This window comes from Gemmata sp. SH-PL17 (assembly GCF_001610855.1).
Lineage (GTDB): Bacteria > Planctomycetota > Planctomycetia > Gemmatales > Gemmataceae > Gemmata > Gemmata massiliana.
Genome location: NZ_CP011271.1, coordinates 4,167,737 through 4,185,842 on the forward strand (window position 1 = coordinate 4,167,737; position 18,106 = coordinate 4,185,842).

At 63.4% G+C, this 18,106-nt stretch carries 16 protein-coding genes and 1 pseudogene; 6 read left to right on the plus strand and 11 right to left on the minus strand.

What is annotated here, in order from left to right; all coding sequences use genetic code 11:
- Window positions 1-71 precede the first annotated feature (71 nt).
- Window positions 72-593 carry a hypothetical protein gene (locus tag VT84_RS17420; RefSeq protein WP_052553959.1) on the plus strand — a complete coding sequence of 174 codons (522 nt, stop codon included), beginning with the start codon at window positions 72-74 and terminating at the stop codon, window positions 591-593.
- Between the two features lie 342 nt (window positions 594-935).
- Here the strand turns inward: VT84_RS17420 and VT84_RS17425 are convergent, their stop codons facing one another.
- A complete protein-coding gene (locus VT84_RS17425; RefSeq protein ID WP_052553961.1) occupies window positions 936-1,496 on the minus strand; it encodes a hypothetical protein in 561 nt (186 codons plus the stop codon).
- A 141-nt stretch (window positions 1,497-1,637) separates the two neighbouring features.
- Window positions 1,638-2,036 (minus strand): response regulator, encoded by a 399-nt coding sequence (locus VT84_RS17430; protein ID WP_052553964.1) that lies wholly within the window; start codon window positions 2,034-2,036, stop codon window positions 1,638-1,640.
- 288 nt (window positions 2,037-2,324) lie between these two features.
- Between VT84_RS17430 and VT84_RS17435 the strand changes: the two genes are divergently transcribed.
- Window positions 2,325-2,903 carry a response regulator gene (locus VT84_RS17435; RefSeq protein WP_052553966.1) on the plus strand — a complete coding sequence of 193 codons (579 nt, stop codon included), beginning with the start codon at window positions 2,325-2,327 and terminating at the stop codon, window positions 2,901-2,903.
- 34 nt (window positions 2,904-2,937) lie between these two features.
- On the plus strand, window positions 2,938-3,633 hold the full coding sequence (locus tag VT84_RS40905; protein ID WP_239465879.1) for a hypothetical protein: 696 nt from the start codon (window positions 2,938-2,940) through the stop codon (window positions 3,631-3,633).
- A 7-nt stretch (window positions 3,634-3,640) separates the two neighbouring features.
- Here VT84_RS40905 and VT84_RS17445 read toward each other — a convergent pair whose 3' ends face one another.
- Entirely contained in the window at window positions 3,641-4,945 is a 1,305-nt protein-coding gene (locus VT84_RS17445) for an aminotransferase class V-fold PLP-dependent enzyme (protein WP_082840420.1), read from the minus strand.
- A gap of 117 nt (window positions 4,946-5,062) precedes the next feature.
- Here VT84_RS17445 and VT84_RS17450 point away from each other — a divergent pair, with 117 nt between their 5' ends.
- Window positions 5,063-6,529, plus strand: coding sequence for a hypothetical protein (locus VT84_RS17450; RefSeq protein ID WP_082840421.1), 1,467 nt, complete (start codon window positions 5,063-5,065; stop codon window positions 6,527-6,529).
- A 3-nt stretch (window positions 6,530-6,532) separates the two neighbouring features.
- Here the strand turns inward: VT84_RS17450 and VT84_RS17455 are convergent, their stop codons facing one another.
- Window positions 6,533-7,438, minus strand: a complete 906-nt coding sequence (locus VT84_RS17455; RefSeq protein ID WP_052553974.1) for a hypothetical protein — start codon at window positions 7,436-7,438, stop codon at window positions 6,533-6,535.
- A gap of 182 nt (window positions 7,439-7,620) precedes the next feature.
- Between VT84_RS17455 and VT84_RS17465 the strand changes: the two are divergent.
- Window positions 7,621-9,005 (plus strand): annotated as a pseudogene (locus VT84_RS17465) (ISKra4 family transposase).
- Between the two features lie 203 nt (window positions 9,006-9,208).
- On the opposite strand, the gene VT84_RS17470 reads toward VT84_RS17465, so the two are convergent.
- The 6 genes from VT84_RS17470 to VT84_RS17495 form a co-directional block, all read right to left on the minus strand.
- On the minus strand, window positions 9,209-10,723 hold the full coding sequence (locus tag VT84_RS17470; protein WP_082840424.1) for a glycine betaine ABC transporter substrate-binding protein: 1,515 nt from the start codon (window positions 10,721-10,723) through the stop codon (window positions 9,209-9,211).
- Window positions 10,720-11,457, minus strand: coding sequence for an ATP-binding cassette domain-containing protein (locus VT84_RS17475; RefSeq protein WP_052553976.1), 738 nt, complete (start codon window positions 11,455-11,457; stop codon window positions 10,720-10,722). The genes VT84_RS17470 and VT84_RS17475 overlap by 4 nt, the downstream gene beginning before the upstream one ends.
- Window positions 11,457-11,738: a DUF427 domain-containing protein gene (locus VT84_RS17480; protein WP_052553978.1), complete on the minus strand. Its 282-nt coding sequence runs from the start codon at window positions 11,736-11,738 to the stop codon at window positions 11,457-11,459. Before VT84_RS17480 ends, VT84_RS17475 begins: the two co-directional genes overlap by 1 nt.
- 29 nt (window positions 11,739-11,767) lie before the next feature.
- Window positions 11,768-12,715, minus strand: coding sequence for an L-histidine N(alpha)-methyltransferase (gene egtD / locus VT84_RS17485; RefSeq protein ID WP_052553980.1), 948 nt, complete (start codon window positions 12,713-12,715; stop codon window positions 11,768-11,770).
- On the minus strand, window positions 12,712-13,965 hold the full coding sequence (gene egtB / locus VT84_RS17490; RefSeq protein ID WP_082840425.1) for an ergothioneine biosynthesis protein EgtB: 1,254 nt from the start codon (window positions 13,963-13,965) through the stop codon (window positions 12,712-12,714). The genes egtD and egtB overlap by 4 nt, the downstream gene beginning before the upstream one ends.
- A 163-nt stretch (window positions 13,966-14,128) precedes the next feature.
- The gene (locus VT84_RS17495) at window positions 14,129-14,914 is read right to left on the minus strand and encodes a PAS domain-containing protein (RefSeq protein WP_052553984.1); all 786 of its coding nucleotides are present in this window, start codon (window positions 14,912-14,914) and stop codon (window positions 14,129-14,131) included.
- 894 nt (window positions 14,915-15,808) lie between these two features.
- Between VT84_RS17495 and VT84_RS17500 the strand changes: the two genes are divergently transcribed.
- Window positions 15,809-16,876 carry a basic secretory protein-like protein gene (locus tag VT84_RS17500; RefSeq protein ID WP_052553986.1) on the plus strand — a complete coding sequence of 356 codons (1,068 nt, stop codon included), beginning with the start codon at window positions 15,809-15,811 and terminating at the stop codon, window positions 16,874-16,876.
- A gap of 112 nt (window positions 16,877-16,988) precedes the next feature.
- On the opposite strand, the gene VT84_RS17505 is transcribed toward VT84_RS17500, so the two are convergent.
- Window positions 16,989-18,098 carry an SDR family oxidoreductase gene (locus VT84_RS17505; protein ID WP_052553988.1) on the minus strand — a complete coding sequence of 370 codons (1,110 nt, stop codon included), beginning with the start codon at window positions 18,096-18,098 and terminating at the stop codon, window positions 16,989-16,991.
- Window positions 18,099-18,106 lie beyond the last annotated feature (8 nt).

Sequence of the window (18,106 nt, forward strand, 5' to 3'; positions counted from 1 at the left end):
CCACTTGCTGACGCACCCCAGATATGCTGTATGATGGGATTACGCTGTGCCCAGCGATCGGAGGTTGTCAGATGGGTGTGCCGACGGGTGAAGTCGTCGCGCGGCCGATGGTCGCACGCGCGTGCGGGTGCCTGCGTGAGTTCCAACATTACGCGGTAGACCGGTACCGGGCGCAGCGGCTGGCGAAGTTCCAGAAGACCCGCTGCGAGGAGTGCGTGGCGAAGCTCAACGAGGAGCAGCGCCAGGCCGCCTCGGTAGTGCCGAAGAAGGGCGAGGCGTTCAAGCTCCTCCCCACCAATGCTCAGTTCTCGCTGACGCGCAAAGCGGACGCGACGTGGGCGGGTACGTTGTCTGCGGAGGGGAAAACGGTCGAGGCGGTCGGTGACGGTCCGCACGGTCTCACGCTGGCATTAGCCCGCGCGTGGCTGGCAGCAAACGGCATTACTTCTCCCAGTGGTTCCGGTGAAAGTGCGCCGAAGCCGGCCGCGCCTCAAACGGCGCCCGCACCGGTTTCCAAGCACCCCGCTCCCAAGCCGCCGCCCCCGTCCGCGAAGCCGAGCCTGAGCAACTTTCCGCGCCCGAAGTCGGGCTGAGTAGAGTGGGACGCGCATGTACGCAAAACGCTGCCGCGGGCAGACGCTATGCGACACTCGTTCGGTCGTTAAGATTGATTGTTTAAAACGCCCAAAAATTGCCCACCTTCAGTATACTTTTGATTTCCTCTCCACGTCTGTCGGTGCGACCACCTACTCCAACGCCCTATTCAGTAGACTTGCCACTTAATTGTCGTTGAATGCCACCCGCGCACCTCGCGGCGTGAATGTGAGTTCGTAGGGCGCGCTTAACGGGCTCAATGTTAGATCGCGATGGGCGGTGCCGAAAATAATGCGGGCCGGGGCAAATGACCCCGGCCCGCGTTGGTGTGCGTGTGACGTTCACTTCGCGGGGGGCGGTGGAACTGCGGGAACCGCAGGTGCGGCGGGGAGGGCCGGAACTACTTGGAACTGCAGGTTGGGGAACACGACGTTACCGCCCGGCATCGCGTTGGGACCGGGGGCTGCCAGTTCCGGGGACACGAAAACCAGCACGTCGTCCCGGAACAGCTTCAGGTGGCGCGGATCGACCTTCTTCCCGTCGGCCGACACGACCACGGTACCGCCCTTCGCGAGCCGCTTGGTCGCGTCGGCCACGGTCACTTCTTTCCCGTCGGCGGTGTACACCTTCAGTTCCTTCACTTCGGTCAGTGGGACCGACTTGGCTACGTCTTGTTGAATTTCGAGTTGGGCCTGTCCCCCGTTCGGGTTCCCGTTGATCCCGATCACAATCACCCCGCCCTGTTGCTGTTGCTTTTCGGCGCGGGTCACAGGGACAGTGATCTTGCCGTCGGTGTCCGGCTTTACTTCGAGCAGGCGCGGGAGCGGCCCCATCGTGGCGGGAGTGCCAGCGGGTGGAACGGGAGCGCCGAGAACCAGGGAGAGGGTTAGGCACGTCAGCATGTGAAACTCCTCCGGTCAGAACGTCGAGCAGACCGAACAGTACGATACCGGCGGCCCGCTATATTACAACCCGCGTTCTATTACCCCCGGAAGATGTGCGCGCTCGGAAGAAAATTGAGAAATACCGAGCGCAGTGCCGACTTACGTGTTCCCGTCGGGCGGAATTGCACGCGGAGCGATCACCGCAAGCATGGTTCCGAGTCGGTGCAAATCAACCGGCTTACCCAACACGGCAATAGCTCCGCGGGCTAATAGTTCGGCCTCGGTGTACGGTGCGGTATCGCCGCTTACAAACACGCACGGCAAATCCGGATCGAGAGCGCGTAACGCATCAAGGGTCGCAGGGCCGTCCATGCCCGGCATCTGGACGTCCAAAATGGCCGCGACCACACCGCCCGCCCGGTACATCTCGACACCGTGTGCCCCGCTGCGAGCCGGGCGCGGGTTGTAGCCGTGGTGGACGAGCATTGCGCCCAAAGCGGCGCGAACCGCCGACGAATCGTCCACCACCAACACCGCGGGGTCGGGAGAGACTGTCATCAGGCTTTTGCTCCATTCAAGATCGGGTTACAATCGAAGGCCGACCTGTTGCAATTCGCGCACCATCGCATTTTTATATCCAGACGTGAAATATGACGGCTACTCATTCGCACGAGGTCCGTTCTGGCTCATTCGGAACATTCCGAACGAGGTGTTAGTCCGATTAGGGGGCGGTTGAGTTCGAGAACTCGGGATTCACGGGAGCGAAATCCCACTTGTGTGGCCCGCGAATCGCTTACAATCGAATCGCACGGAAATGCGTCGCCCGCAACGGAACTGGGTCCGTCTATGTTACCCCCAGACGATCAGCCACTCGGCGCGGATCACTACGATCCGCTAACCAACCAGTTTCGGTCCGCCTTCCAGGTCAGGACCGACCGCCCGCAATTTGCCCCGACCGGACCCACGCCCGCGCTCGACATTGCGGACGATCGGGCGCCCGACCTGTTGCGCGTGATGGTGGTGGACGATAACGTGGACGCGGCCGATGCGCTGGCCGCGCTCACCGAACTTCTGGGGTGCGAAACGCGCGTGTGCTACGGCGGTACCGCGGCGCTAAAGGCGCTCGCGGAGGAAGTACCGGACGTTCTACTTCTTGACCTGAGCATGCCCGACGTGAACGGACTGGAGGTCGCGGCCCGTGCTCGTGCGCTGGCCGGGCGCCACATGTTCCTCCTGGTCGCAACAACGGCGCTGGGGGACTGGGAGGATCGCACCGCGACCGCACTGGCCGGGTTCCACTTTCACCTCGTCAAACCCGTCGATATGGCAACCCTCCGGGCCACACTGGACCGGTTCCGGTCGGTTCGACGCGCGTCCCTTCAACTCGCGCCGAACTCCACATCGGGCGCGTCCGGCCTAACCTGAAGTGAGCGGATAGTCCCCACGAGAGCAAGCGACCGTGACCGAAACGGAGTGGCTGGCGTGCCGCACCTCGCGCAAGTTACTCGCTTTCCTGCGCGGCCGGCTCACCGAGCGCAAATTGCGGCTCATCGGGTGCGGGTGCTGTCACGTTGTCGGCCCGTTCGCGCTCGCCGAGTGCCGGACCGCGGCGGCCGTCGCGGATCGAATTGCCGACCGGGTCGCGAGCGCGACTGAGATGGCCGAAGGGTACCGCGCAGCGAACTACGCGCGCGACATGGCCACCGGAACGATGGGGGCGATCCCGCGGCGCTACCGAACTCGCGAGGCGTGGTGCGCGTCCTGGGCCGTTCACGAACTCGTGGTGGCCCTCGACCCGGACTTTCCGGGGTATTTGCAAGCGCTCCACGACTGCGTTTCCAGTGCGCTCGATCACCTTTCGGACCTGCCCCCGAACCCCGCCGTTAACCGGTTGAATCAATCGCGCGTGGTGCGCGACGTTGTTGGGAATCCCTTTCGCACGATCCAATTTGATCCGGCTTGGCGCACGTCCAACGCGACGCTTCTCGCGCAAGGCATTTACGCAGAGAGGGCGTTCGACCGACTGCCGATCCTGGCGGACGCACTTCAGGATGCCGGGTGCGACAACGACGACATTCTCAACCACTGTCGCGATCCCGCCGGCCCGCACGTGCGCGGGTGTTGGGTGGTCGATTCGGTTTTGAGCCGAGAGTGAAACCGGGTCAATCGCGACTCGCGGCCAGAACGTCGGGCAGCACTTCGGCCAACCGGTCGATTTCGCCCTCGGTCGTGTAGAAGTGGTGGCTCACCCGGACCAGTAACCGGTTCGGGCGCTCGATCACCGGGATTTCCACGCGGCGCGCCCAGAACTCTTTACGAAGCGCTGGGGCGCTGAGGCCGGGCGGCAACTCGAACGCGGTCATCGCCCCGCACATGCCCGGCCGCGCCGGGGTCGCGAGCGGTAACCCGGTGGCGCCGATCACCCGGCGCGTGTACGCGGCCAGTTCTGCGATGCGCCCGCGCACGGCGTCGAACCCGAGTTCGGTTTGGAAATCGATCGCGGTGGGTACTGCGAGCCACGGGCAGATGTCGCGCGTGCCCTCGAACTCCAGGAACCGGGTCCGCGGGGTACTGCCGTAGTTGTCGCGCGCGTCCGGTCCATCGGACCGGGCCACCTCGCTCGTTGTGTCTCGCGACCTGTCGCCCGCAGAGCCGGGCTTCACGGCTGCTCCAAGGGGATATTTGTCCGCGTGGTAACCCCAGCTCACGTGGAGCGGCTGCAACCGATCTTCGTTCCCGGGGCCGATCACGAGGAACCCCGCGCCGCTCGGGGCGAGCAGCCACTTGTGCAGGTTCGCGGTGTAGAAGTCCGCGTTCACGTCGGAAACGTTGAGCGGGATGTAAACGGGCGCGTGGGCGCCGTCCACGACCGAAATGATTCCGCGCTTACGAGCTTCCGCACACAGTTCTTGCGCCGGGAGCACCAGCCCCGTCGGTGACAGGACGTGGCTGAAGAACAGGAGTCGCGTGCGCGGGGACATTGCTCGCGTCGCGGCTTCCACGATCGCGCCGGGGTCGGTCGCCATTGTGGGCAGCGGGAATGTGCGGATCGTGAGCCCCTGGCGCTGCGCGACGCGCTCCCAGCACCAGATCATCGCACCGTACTCGTGGTCCGACATCAGGATCTCGCCGGGCGCGTTCAACTTCAGCCCGGACGCGACCAGGTTGATCGCCGCGGACACGTTCGAGGTGAACACGAGCCGGTGCGGTTTCGTGCCGAGGAACGCAGCGGTGCGCTCGCGTGCTTCCCACAACAGCGGCGGCACCTGGCGCACGAAGAAGTCCGTCGGCCCGGCCGCGAGCCGGAGCCGCAGCGCGGTCGCGTGGTCGAACACCGGGCGCGGGAGCGGACCGAACGAGCCGGTATTGAGCATCGTGACGGTCGGATCGAGAATGATCTGGGCGCGGGCCGCTCCCCAATTGGGGGCCGCACTCGCGTTCGGGACCGGCTGACGTTCGTTGCTCATTCCGCACTCCGGGCGCCACAATATTCCCGCGGGGTTGACAGACGCCTTCAGCCCCGCCATCGTCTAAGAATACATACCGATTCCCCCTACGCAGGGCGGCGCGAGCCGCGGGGCGCCATGCCGAGAGAACGCGAAACCGAAGACCTCCCGCCCGACGAGTACCAGGGCGCCTACGGGAGCCGCGCGCTCGAACTCGGCGACCTGGCCGAACTGAACCGCACCGCGCGCGAGTCGCCGTGGGCCGACGAGCGCATGGAGAAGGTACTCGAGAAGCTCTACGACGGGTGCGCCAAACGCGCCACAGAGCACGACGAGTTGTACGAACAGGTACAGCGACTCCGGGCGAGTAGCGTCGGGCGCTCGTCGCCCAAACTGAAGCGCCAGATCGAGACCGTGGAACAGCAGCGGGCCGAGAACCGCGAGTGGTTCGAGTCGTTCGACCGCCGCGTGTACCTGCTCCACGTGCAAATGGCCAACCGGGTAGACAAGAAGCTGCGGGAAGAACTGGTCGAGCGGTACCGGCTCCACCTAGAACTCCAGCGGTTCTACCAGAAGGTGCGCGCCGCGTTCGCAAAGGCGGACGCCTTCATCGTCGCTCACGGCAAAAACGAACGGGAAGAAATTGAACTCGGGTCGGAGTTCGTCGACGAAGTGGTTCGGGTGCTCCGGGACTCGTGGAAGGCCCTCAAAGGGGTTATCAAGGACGCGCACGAGACCGACCTACCGGCGATGAAATACTTCGAGGAGTGCGCCGACCTCGCGAACTACGTCCTCGAAGACAAGTTGGTGGCGGAACCGCCCCCCGATTACACGAAGGGTTGGGTCAGTAAGTTTATGACCCAACTCCAGGGCGCGCGCCAGAAGTGCTCCAAGCTCCAGATCAAGAGCGTGAGCGGTGTCCTGCGGCTTCAGGAGCAGATCGTCGCGAAGTGGAAACTCGCGCGCGAGCCGATTCCCGCCGAGGTCATCGACGCGGAACCGATCGAGGCCGAAGTTATTGAAGCGGAAGTGATTGACGCCGAGGTCATCGACGCGGAAGTGGTCGATGCTGAGGTCATTGACGCCGAAGCGGTTGAGACCAAGTTCATTCTCCCTCCCGAACCACCACCCGAGCTGCCGAAAACAGAACCGGCGCCGGTCGACATCGTTGGGCAAGCGAACGTGTTCGATTTCGACGCTCTGGCCCCCGGTACTCCGGTCCCGTCCGCGGACGTCTTCGCGCTGCATACGGACCCGTTCGTAAGTGCCCCAACAGCACAAATGCCCGCACTGGGGGCTATAACCGAAGTGGCGCCCCCGGTGGGTGGGGAAGGGGAGCCACCGGTCAACCAGACCGCGTGGCTCGATCCGATCAAATTGAAGGCGGAAAAGGCCAAAGCCGATGCGCTGAGAGCCGAGGCGGAGGCGCGGACCCGCGCGAACTCGGCGGCCGCGCGGACCCGCGCGAACTCGGCGGCCGCCGACAAGGGCGCGTTCGGTGCGGGAGCGCCCGTCGTATTCGGCACGAAGGCGCTCAAAGCGAAGCGCCCTACGGTCCGGATCACTCTGGTGAAGCCGGGTGAAGAGTCACCGCTGGCGAAATAGCATCTACTTCTTGCGGAAAGTCGCGGTCACCCCGGGTTGCAGGCTGGGGTGCAAGAGCTCACCGTCCTCGAACACGGCCGTGATCGTGCGCGGGGTGTTGTCGGTGTCGAGTTCGAGCTTCAAAACCTTCGTACCCACAACAGTTTGTACCCGGTACTTCCCGGTCGCGGTTTTGGCACCAGAGCCGGTTTGTTTCGCGCTGAATGTTCCGTCGGCCTTGTAGGTCAGTTCTTCCGTCACCCCGCCACCCAGGTCTGCTGTCCACGAACCGAGGAGCGCGGTCGTGTGCTTCTGCGTAAGTGCTTGGACTTCCGCTGCCGGAATTAGTGCTCCGAACGTGTTCGTGGCACCCGCTCCGGCACCCGGTACAGGCGCGGGCCGTTTCGGACCGTTCTGCGGGTTGAGTGCTATTTGGGGGGCGGGTGCGTTCTGCGGGGCAAAATCCTGTGGACCGATGAACTCTTTCTGGCGATCCGCTACCTCCATCGGCTTCAAGGAACCTGGAGTGGCCGCGGCCTCGCTTTCCTTCCGCTTCTTCTCGTAGAGGAAGTAGGCGAGCACGAGCATGACGACGATGAGCACTCCGAGAATGACGAACCGCACGGGCGAGTTCTTGTACGAGCGCTCGTCGCCCTCTTCGTCGTCGACCCGCCTCCGCTTCTTCTTCCGGGGCTTCTCGTCTTCGTCGTCCTCATCGTCGTCCACGGCCGCAGCCCGGACCGGTTTCTTCCCCGCGGGCGCGCCTTTGCTCTTTGCCGCGGGCCGGGGTTCCTCGAAATCGTCTTCGGGCTCCTCAACCGTGAAGTACGTTTCGCACTTGGGGCAGCACACCGTTTGTCCGACCGTGAAGCCGGCGGCCGATTTCAATCCGGCGTTGCACTCCGGGCACTTGATCTTGGGCAGACCCACAGCGGCCTCCGCGACTAAAGGAATGGACGGTTCCCACAGTGTATCGCGGCGTGCCCGGGCACGCCACGAGCGAGAGAACGGACCGGATTCATTGGGTAGGCATCGGGGAAGTTGGTGGGAACTGTGTTCAGTTCGGTGTAGCTTTGAGCGTCGTGGGGAATTTACCCGGGCAGGAGGTCGTTATGTCCGAACCGCTTGAACCTACACTCGAAGCCAAAGCCCAAGAATTGGCCGCGCGCATCAAGGCTCGATCCGCCGACGCCATCTTGGAGATGGCACGTCGGCTCGTTGCGACCACCGATGACGACCTCTTTGGTGACACGGAGTTCGCGTTGCGGGACCAAGCCCAAGGCATCGTCGCCGATGCTTACGCGGAACACCTCCCCCAAAAAGTGGCTACACCACCAGCGCCATCGACTGCTCCCACCGCGCCCCCTTCCACGGGTACCGCGAGAAAACGGTCGAAACGCTCGGCGGGCCGGTCACCTGCAACCGCGCCTATTACTACTGCGGGCTCTGCGCCAAAGGCTCCTGCCCTTGGGACGGGCGAGTCGGATTGACCGCTGGGCGTCTCTCGCCGGCGGTGGAACGACTCGCCACGCTCTGCGGGGCCGTCGCCGACAGTTTCGAGAAGGGAGCCGAACTGTTGAAGGAGACCACCGGCGTTGTGCTGAGTGCATCGACGGTGCAACGGACCACCGAAGCGACCGGGGAACGAATTGCCGAACACCTTCAGAAGGGTCGCACCTTCGGCGGCAAAGTGGCGTGGGACTGGTTCCGCGACGCCTGTGGCCGGACCGTGGGTTACATCGAGATCGACGCGACCGGCGTTCGGCAACAGGGACCAAACGGCGAAGCGACCGATGGGCGGATGGCCGACGTCGGGATGATTTTCAATCCGCTTCCGGATCGGGAGCGTGTGTTCGAGGGCTTGCCCAAGCCGGGCGAGTCGATGCGTGCCCGGTACACAAGCGGGCTGTACCCATTGGCGGAAATGGGACCGCTGTTACGCCGCCAAGGCGCGCAAGTGGGGTTGGGTCACGCGGAGGTGTGGGTGGCGATCACCGACGGCGGCGCGGGTTTGGAGGACTTCGTCCGTTTGAACTTCCCGCGCGTGGAAGCGGTGATCTTGGACTTCTATCACGCGGCGGAGTATCTGGCGAAACTGGCGGCGGCGTTGCACCCAACCGACGAAGAAGCGGCGCTTGCGCAGACGACGTCGTGGTCGCGTGTGCTACGGGATGAAGGCGGCGAAGTGATGATGAGGGTGCTGGAAGAATGGGAGTGGCCGAATCGCAAGGGGCTGCCGGCGGTCCGTGCGGAGGTGCTGGGTTACTTCGGCAATCAGGTGCATCGGATGGACTATCCGAGTTACGAAGCCAACGGCTGGTACATCGGATCGGGTGCGGTGGAGAGCGCGTGCAAGACGGTGGTGGGCCAACGATTGAAGGGATCGGGGATGCGATGGAGCCAAGAGGGCGCACACGCACTCTGCCACGTCCGCGCCCTGTATCGCAGTGAACACAGCCAGTGGACCGACTTCTGGAGACGATCCACCGCCGCCTGACACAAACGTCCACCAACTAAAGTGCTACCCACCCGGATTCATTGTGGTAATTCGATGCCGAGAAGCTCCCATTTGGCCCGTCCTGGTAACCTCATCTGAAACTCGCACGTTACTCGCGCGACTCGTTTGCCAAGGCCACCACCGGTGCGAGGTCGTCGATCTGGTGCTCGGCAAGGAATAACGGAAGGATCGTGGAGCGCTGTTCATTGCCGGTGCCGCGTCACCGCTCGTTCGATGACCCCAAACAGCATTTCGATCGCGACCGCGAGGAGCGCAGCGGGGATCGCCCCTTCGAGCATGAGTGGGATATCGAACTTGTCGATCCCGCGCAGGATCGGGCGCCCGTACCCACCGGCCCCGATGAACCCGCCGAGAGTCGCGGTTCCAACGTTGATGACCGCGGCCGTCCGCACACCGGCCAGGATCGTCGGGGCCGCCAGCGGCAATTCGATGCGCCACAGAATCGCGAACGGTGGGAGCCCCAGCGCTTCGGCCGACTCGCGCAGCGGCCCCGGGATGCCGATCAGTCCCGCGTGCGTGTTGCGGACGATCGGGAGCAGGCTGTAGAGAAACAGCGCTGCGATTGCTGGAGGCGCACCGATTCCTTTACCAACGAGCCACATCATGACCGGGATCATGAACAACAAGAGTGCCAGCGAGGGGATCGTCTGGAGTACGCCGGTAGTAGCGAGGATGCCCTTCCCCAAGATCGGATAGCGCACGGCGAGAACACCGAGCGGGACCGCGACGAGCACCGCGGCCAAGAGTGACGGGACGACGAGCTTGAGGTGCTCGTAGGTGGTAACGAGTATGCGTTCGGCGCGCGTCCCGTCCGAAGAAATGGTGCTGAGGTTGAACTCGGACTCTAAGAATTCACTCGCAACAGCGCCCTCTTTCCGCTTGTTCTGCGCGCCTTGCACCGCGGCGTTCATCTGCTGCATCGTTGGTTCCGAAATGCGCCCTTCGAGCCGGCGGAGCTGATCGACTACGGCCGGGGCGCGTTCGGCGAGGTCCGCGCGGTACAGCCACACGGCTTCATACGCGGGGAAAAAGTGTTGGTCGTCTTCCAGCACCAGAAGGTCATACTGAGCGATCTCGCCGTCGGTGGTGTACACCTCGGTCACATCAATCGCTTTCTCTACGAGCGCGCGGTAGGCGAGCGTGTGGTTCATGCCGGCCACGTCCGTTTGCGGCAAACTGTAGTGGCGTTTGACGCCGGGCCACCCATCCGGGCGGTCGAGGAACTCGGGGATGAATCTGCCCTTCAATCCCTTATGCGCGCGTAAGTCCGAAATCTTCGATATGCCTTTCGCAGCGGCAACATCCTTCCGCATACCGAGCGCGTAGTTGTTTCGGAACCCGAGCGAGCGGCTGACGCGAATCCCGTGTGCGGCGAGCGCCGCGGCGAGATCATGCGGATCGTCTTGTAGGATCTGTCGCGTGATGGTGCCGGTGTACTCGACGTAGGCGTCGATGTCTCCTTGTTTGAGCGCGAGCCACAGCGCGGGCGTGCCCCCGAGGTCGTCGCGGCGCGCCTGGGAACCTGCGTGGCGCGCGAGTTGTGCCCCCATTTCCGCGAGGATGATCGATTCCGTGAACTTCTTCGCGCCGATCACGACCGGTTTATGTGTTGGTCGCGCGCACCCCGGTACGAGAGCGATGGCGGTCGCGAGCGCCGCACACACGAGCGCCGGAGAGAGAGCTTTTGGGCACTTCACGCGGGCACCTCCGGCCCGCGCTGGGCCTGCACGAACCGGGTGACGAACGGGTCCGCGGCGCGGTGCCACAAGTCCGCGGGGCTGCCTTCCTGAACGATCCGCCCGTCGCGCAAGAGTACGACGCGGTCCGCAAAGAACGTCGCTTCGCCCAGGTCGTGTGTCACCATGACCACGGTTTTGGCGAGCGCGCGGAAGATGTCTCGCAGCTCCGCTTGGAGTTCGGCACGAACGAGCGGATCGAGTGCGCCCAGGGGTTCATCGAGCAAGAGCGCGTCCGGGTTCAGCATCAGGGCACGCATCAGCCCGACGCGCTGGCGCTGACCGCCCGAGAGTTGGTGCGGGTAACGGTCCAGGCCGTCGAGCGGGAACCGCGTGAGTTCGGCGAGCTCGTTTACGCGGGCTTCGATTGTGTCCCGCGGTCGGCCCAGGTGCCGGGCCATCAGCGTGACGTTCCCGCGCGCGGTCAGGTGCGGAAACAGCCCGCCGTCTTGAATGACGTACCCGACCCGCAGGCGGATCGCACGCGCTGTAGCCGGTGTGACGCGCTCACCATCGAAATAGACCGCACCCGTGTCCGGTGCGAAAAGTCCGATCAGGAGTCGTAACAGCGTGGACTTTCCGCACCCGCTGGGGCCGATGAGCACGGTCGTTTGCCCGGCGGGTACGTTTAGTGAAAGTGGCCCCAACGCGGCGCGCCGGGCGAACACCTTCGAGACGTCGTTCAGCGCGAACATCAGGCGGTCACCGTTACGCCCTTCCAGAACGCGATGTAACCGGCAATATTTTTCGCCGCGTCCTTCGGCTCCGGGTAGTACCACGCGGCGTCCGGGTTCCGCTGGCCGCCGGCCACAACGGTGTAGTAGCTCGCGGTCCCCTTCCAGGAGCACACGGTGTGCGTGGTGCTCGGCTCAAAGTGCTCTTTATGGATCGCGTCCGGCGGGAAGTAGTGGTTCCCTTCGACAACAACGGTTTGGTCCGATTCGGCCAGTACGGTTCCGTTCCACATCGCCTTCATGGTGCCGACTCCGGGATTATGGGCGCGTGTTACTGTGCGGTCAGGTACAGCACGGCGAAATAGTTCTGCGCGTCGGTCCACGTTTCGTCCAACCGCAGCCCGCACGCAGTGACGCGGGCGGCCAGTTCGGGCACGCTGTACTTGTACGAATTCTCGGTGTGAATCGATTCACCCGCGCGGAAATCGAACGTCGCCGACCCGACGCGCATGCGCTGCTCGATTGTGCTCACGAGGTGCATTTCGATCCGTGATTGGTCACGATTATAAAACGCGAGGTGCCGGAACGTGTCGGGAACGAAGTTCGCCCCTAATTCACGGTTGATTCGTACCAACAGATTGCGATTAAAAGCGGCCGTCACGCCCGCCGCGTCGTTGTACGCCCGTTCGAGAACGGTGACGTCTTTTCGCAAATCGACCCCGAGGAGCAGTCCTCCACCTGGGCCAACGATTCGCGCCACGCGGCGGAGCAGGGCGTCGGCCTCGTGCGGATCAAAGTTGCCAATAGTCGAACCCGGGAAGTACACAACTCGCCGGTTGGCTGGTACCGATGGCAGGTCGAAAGACGTGGTGAAGTCTGCAACGACCGGAGTGATGTCAAGCGCGGGGTAGTCGACCGCGAGAGCGGTGGCGGCCCCGCGCAGGTGCTCCCCGGACACATCGACGGGGGCATACGCGGTCGGTTGGTCGAGTCGATCGAGGAGCAATCGCACTTTGGTCAGGCTGCCCGCGCCGAGTTCGATCAAAAGGCACCGCGGTCCGCACCGCGCGGCCATCTCGCGTGCGTGCGCGGTCATGATGGTGAGTTCGGTTCGCGTCGGGTAATACTCGTCCAGTTCGGTGATCTCGTCGAACAACCGCGACCCGACCGCGTCGTAGAAGTATTTGGCCGGCAACCGCTTCTGGGGAAGGGACAGGCCGGCGAGCACATCAGCCCGGAACCGGCGGTTCGGGCACGCGAGCCACGGGGTGTTCGTCATGTGGGAGAGTCCTTCGCAAGTCGGAGACCGGAGAACTGCCAACGGGCGTCGGGCGGGAAAAAGTTGCGGTAAGTTGATCGAACGTGACCCGCGGGGGTGACGCACGACCCGCCGCGGAGCACTATCTGGTTGCACATGAATTTCCCGTTGTACTCGCCCAGCGCCCCAGTTGCGGGACGGTACCCCGGGTACGCGACATACGGGCTGGCGGTCCACACCCACACGCCGCCGTACATCGCGCGGTCGCTCACGGGGTGCAAGTGGCCCGAGTCGAGGAAGATGCCGTCTACTTCATGCGAACTCGCTGCGACTTCCCATTCAGCTTCCGTCGGTAATCGCGCGTCCGCCCAGCGCGCGAACGCATCCGCCTCGTAGAAACTGACGTGGCACACCGGTTCGTTGGGATCGAGTGATCGGGAGCCACGGAGGGTGAACTGCTCCCATGAGTCTCTTTCGCGGTGCCAGTAGAGCGGCGCGGTCCAACCGTTCTTTTGGCGCGCGGACCAGCCGTCGGAGAGCCACCATTCCGGGCGGTCGTACCCACCGTCTTCCAGGAACTCCATGAACTCTCCGTTAGTAACCGGCCGGGACGCGATCTGGAATCCGGACACGAATACGTTGTGAGCCGGACCCTCGTTGTCGAACGCGAATGTGTTTCGCATGTGACCGATCTGGCGCACGCCCGGTAAGTGCGATTCCCATTCGAGCGCGCACGCGGCCTCTTTCGGGGGCACATCGGGCGGGGCATAGGCCGGGCGCAGCGGGTTCAGCCCGAAGGCGTGTTTTAAATCGGTGAGCAGAAGTTCCTGGTGCTGCTCTTCGTGATTCGCCCCGAGTTCCATGATCGGAGCGATCGCAGTGAGAGTACGGTCCTCGGCCGACTCGATGAGTGCCAGGACGTGCTCGTCGACCGCGTGACGGTAGGCGTACACTTCGGCGACGGTGGGGCGCGAGAGCAGCCCGCGTGCGGGGCGCGGCCACCGGTCACCGACCGCGTCGTAGTAAGAGTTAAACAGGTAGCCGAACAGCGGGTGATGCGGACGGTAATTAGGTACGTGTGGGGCGAGAACAAACGTCTCGAAGAACCACGCCGTGTGCGCCAGGTGCCATTTGGGTGGGCTACAATCGGGCATCGACTGGAGCTGATAATCTTCCGGCTCCAACCGCGCACACAGCTTCTCGGTTGCTGCACGAACGGCCCGATAGCGAGCCGCGAGTGCGTGCCGATCGGTCGGTGCGAAATGCTGCATCCGCCCCCCAGGGAACGTGACTTCCGAATCGGCTCAGCCGGCCGGGAGCGATTCGCCCTGAGAAGCAATATACGCGCCGGAGCAAAACTCTTACTCGACGGGAGGCGAGAAGTGAACGCGATCGCACGAGTGCGTCTGGTTAAAGACCACCCGCGCGATTCGTTTACGAGCAGGATGCACGCGACTGATCGTGTGCGGGTGGGTTGTTCGGAATCGGAGCTTCGACCGGCCGGAGTTGGACCGCCACCGCTCGCACGTCGGGGTCGGGGAGCAGGTTCGTAGCGAGAACCTCGATTCGGGTGGAACTCCCGTCTCGAAGAAGAAAGCGAGTATTGATCGAGAGGCGCTCGCCGGGCGTGGCCAGAACCCGTTCCAGCCAGGTGCTCACGTCTTTTCGGTCGTCCGGGTGAACTGAACCCCACAAATCCGTGCCCGAAAGCTCGTCGGCCGTAAGTCCGATCAGGCGTGCGGTGGCCGGGTTCGCGTACCGCACGGTGCCATCGGCCCCGACAAGAACTTCGCCGTCCGAGTTGCGCTCCACCAGGCCCCGGAACAATTGCCGAGTGTTCCGGAACTGTTCCGTCGTGCGCTTCCATTCATCGATGTCGGTGCAGGTGCCGAACCACCGGACGACGCGCCCGTCGAAGTCGCGCACGGGTTCGGCGCGGATCAGGAACCACCGGTACTCGCCGTCGTGCCGCCGGAGCCGGTGCTCGATCTGGTGCGGGGTGCCGGCGCGCACGGCCGCCGTCCACGTTTCGAGCGTTTCTGGGAGATCGGACGGGTGAACCACCCACCCCCAATCCCATCCGAGGAGGTCATCGATCGGAAGGCCCGAGTACTCCGCGCACCGGCGGTTGAGGTACTCCAGTGTCCCGTCCGGACTGGCGACCCAGACCAATTGAGGCAGTGCGTCGATCGCTTGGCGGTAGTGAGAGGGCTCGGTCATGGGAGAGGTCCAGATGGGGCCTGAAGAATGCATTATAGACCATTTGTCTGACCACAGTGAGCGGAATTGCCAGCGGGTTCTATTGGAGCTTCCAATGGATAGGGGCACGCAGGTAACGCGGGTGGTGTTGTTCTTGGACGAAATTTGTGCGAATTCGCGCGAAGGGTATTGACAGGGCTCAACGGGCAGGGGAAACTAGCGCCACTAACTCGATGACCCCTCTTTAACACGAGTGTGGAATCGGGAACAGAACGGCCCGGGAACTCTCTCACCGGACCGTAAAATTACGCCACCCGGACTTGTGACAGTCTCTCCCTACTGTCACAAAATCCGGGTGGTGTTTTTCGTGGAATCACCTGAATACAGGCAGATTCGACGGCTTCGTTTTTGAGACCGATCCGGTCGTATAGAACGCCTCTCCCCTCGCTCTCCACGACGAACCGGCTCGTAACGAACGACAGTAAATGCAGCCGCCGCGCCGAGATCTTACGCGATCCGGAAGATTCGTTGTAAGTGATTGCGGTATTTGGGTTTCGAATATCGATATTTTTTTGTGTTCGCGAACTGTTGTGCTTCAGTTGCTCGCAATTCTCGCATTCAAGACCGCAACTGCCAATTGCCACGGCATCTGGTGAAGATTAGTCAATCGATCGATATATTTTGCGGCAATATGTTTATTTCTCGCATCGGTCATGTTCCAATTCGCTTTTTGGGTCCGCGACCTTCAAACGGCACAAATACGTGGAGTTCCACGAACCAGAATGGGCCTGCTATTTAAAGCTACGCAGGGTGTTTGTGATTGGTGAGAAAGTCATGGGAAGACGCGACTCACCGGTTTTCAATGATCGCAAACCGGCTAAAAACGAGGGATGCACCTTCGCCTCGAGGTTCTGAATGCGCACGCTGCTTTCTGTTTCTGCGACTTTGCTTCTGACGCTGCCGACTTTCGCCGCACCCGTTCCGGCACCCGCACCGCGCCCGGTAGTGCAAGCCGCGATTGAATCCTCGCTTCCCACTGCGGGAGGGCGAATCCGCCAGTTCGCGTTCGATGCCGATCCCGCCACGTACTTCGCGTCCGATCGCAACCCGACCAAGACCGATCACCTCACGCTGACGTTCGACCGCCCTGTTACCCTGAAATCGGTCGCAGTTGTGACCGGGCGACCGAACGGTGACGACGTACTCACCGACGGGGTACTGGAAGTGTCGGCCGACGGGATCGCGTTCGAGTCCGCCGCCAACTTCGAGAAGGGGAAGGCCACCGCCGATGTGGGCCGGTCGGTCAAAGCGGTTCGCGTCCGGCCGACCGCGGACCTGAAGGCACCGCTTGTGGTTCGCGAATTCACGATCAATACGGAACCGCGCGTCGTCACGTTCCGGTACCCGGTCGAGTTCACGCTGGACGTGACCGACGCACCAGAAATGCGCGAGTGGGCCGAAAAGGTGGTCCGGGTTTGTGAGCGCCAGTACCCGATGATTTGCGACCTGCTGGCGAGCGAAGGGGTTCGTCCGCCGACCCAAATTCGCATGACGTTCCGGGCGAGCTACAACGGCGTGGCCGAGGCCGGCGGCGGGCGGATCACCGGCTCGGTGAAGTATTTCAAATCTCACCCGGAAGACGTCGGGGCGATGGTCCACGAAACCGCGCACTGCGTGCAGAACTACCGGGCGCGCGGGCTACCGGGGTGGCTGGTCGAGGGGATCGCGGACTACGTGCGGTTCTGGAAGTTCGAGCCGGGCACGGCCGGGCGCTTGAACCCCGAGCGGGCCAAGTTCGATGCGAGCTACCGGACCTCGGCCGCGTTCTTGGCGTTCGTCGCGGACAAGTACGATTCGCAACTGGTCACGAAGTTGAACGCGCTGATGCGCGAAGGGAAGTACAACGTAGGGGCGTGGAAGACCTTGACCGGTAAGACGGTCGAGGAACTCAATCAGGAGTGGCGCCAATCGCTCGTGCGGTGACGCTGGTGGTGCGGTGCGGCGATTCGAGAGCCGTGTTCGCCGTGTTCACAAGAAACGGTTCCGTGGTTCTCGTTCCGATTTCGCGTACTTCGGAACGAGAACCGGTGTCGTATCAGGGCAGACAGGCTTCTTCCAAAGCCGCTTTCGGTCGGATTAAGCTGAGCAATTCGGGAACATATTTTGCCGGTGGCAGGACCGGTAACTCGGCTGTGGACACCACCTCACGGAGCCGGGCGTCGTCGTACACCACGTCCATATTCAGGAACGGCAGGTAGTGGCGCAGCGACTGGAAGACCTGTCGGCGCCGCGGGGTGTCTACGAACTGGCGGTGCAGTGCCCGCGTCCACTCCGGAGGTGGAACCAACCGTAACGGGGTGCGCCGGTTACTAGCACGGGTCACCATTTCGCGCAGCACATCGATCGTTACGCACCCGTTCGCGCCGGCCGAGAGATGATAGCAGTCGTGCGCGCGTTGGGGGTGTTCGAGCAACCGGAGAGCGGCCTCGGCCACGAACCCAACATCGACGATGTCCAGACGCGCGTGCGGGTCGAGTGGCAGAGCCGCGAACGCGCGGGTGAGCGGCGCGAACCATAGGATCTGGCGTGCGAACACGGGGTCTGGTAGCCCGGCGCTGAGTACGATGGTGGGCCGGAGCGTCAGCACCGGTAACCCACTGTCGCGCAGCGTTTGTTCCCCGATCGCTTTGGAGTGGGTGTATTCGTTGAAGTGTGCGTTGGACGGGCGGCACCCGTCGTCCTCGCCCAAGCACCGGCCGCTCACGCGCCCGACGTTAGACGCGGTGCTCATGTACGCGATCAGCGGGTTCCGGCGGCACGCGCGGGCGAAGTCGATGAGCCGGCGGACGCCTTCGACGTTCGTCGTTGACGTGTTCCGGTGGGCCGCGAACGAGGTATCCGCGGCGTTGTGGATGATGACGTCAACCGAGTCGGTGATTTCGTCGTATTCGGCCCCGGTCAGGCCCCAATCGGGTCGCAGGATATCACCGGCCACCGCCCGCGCGCAGCCCTCGGAAAAGTCGTCGCTCCGGCGGAGGCGCTCGCGCAACCGTTCTTCTGGGGTGTGCTGCTCGGTCGGGCGGACGAGCGCCCATACCTTGCCCCGGTGTCCGCGGGCCGCGAGCCCGCGCAAAATCTCCCCGCCTATTAGCCCCGTTACTCCGGTGATGAGTACGTTACTCCACCGCGTCATACTGTACCGCATCCGTGCAA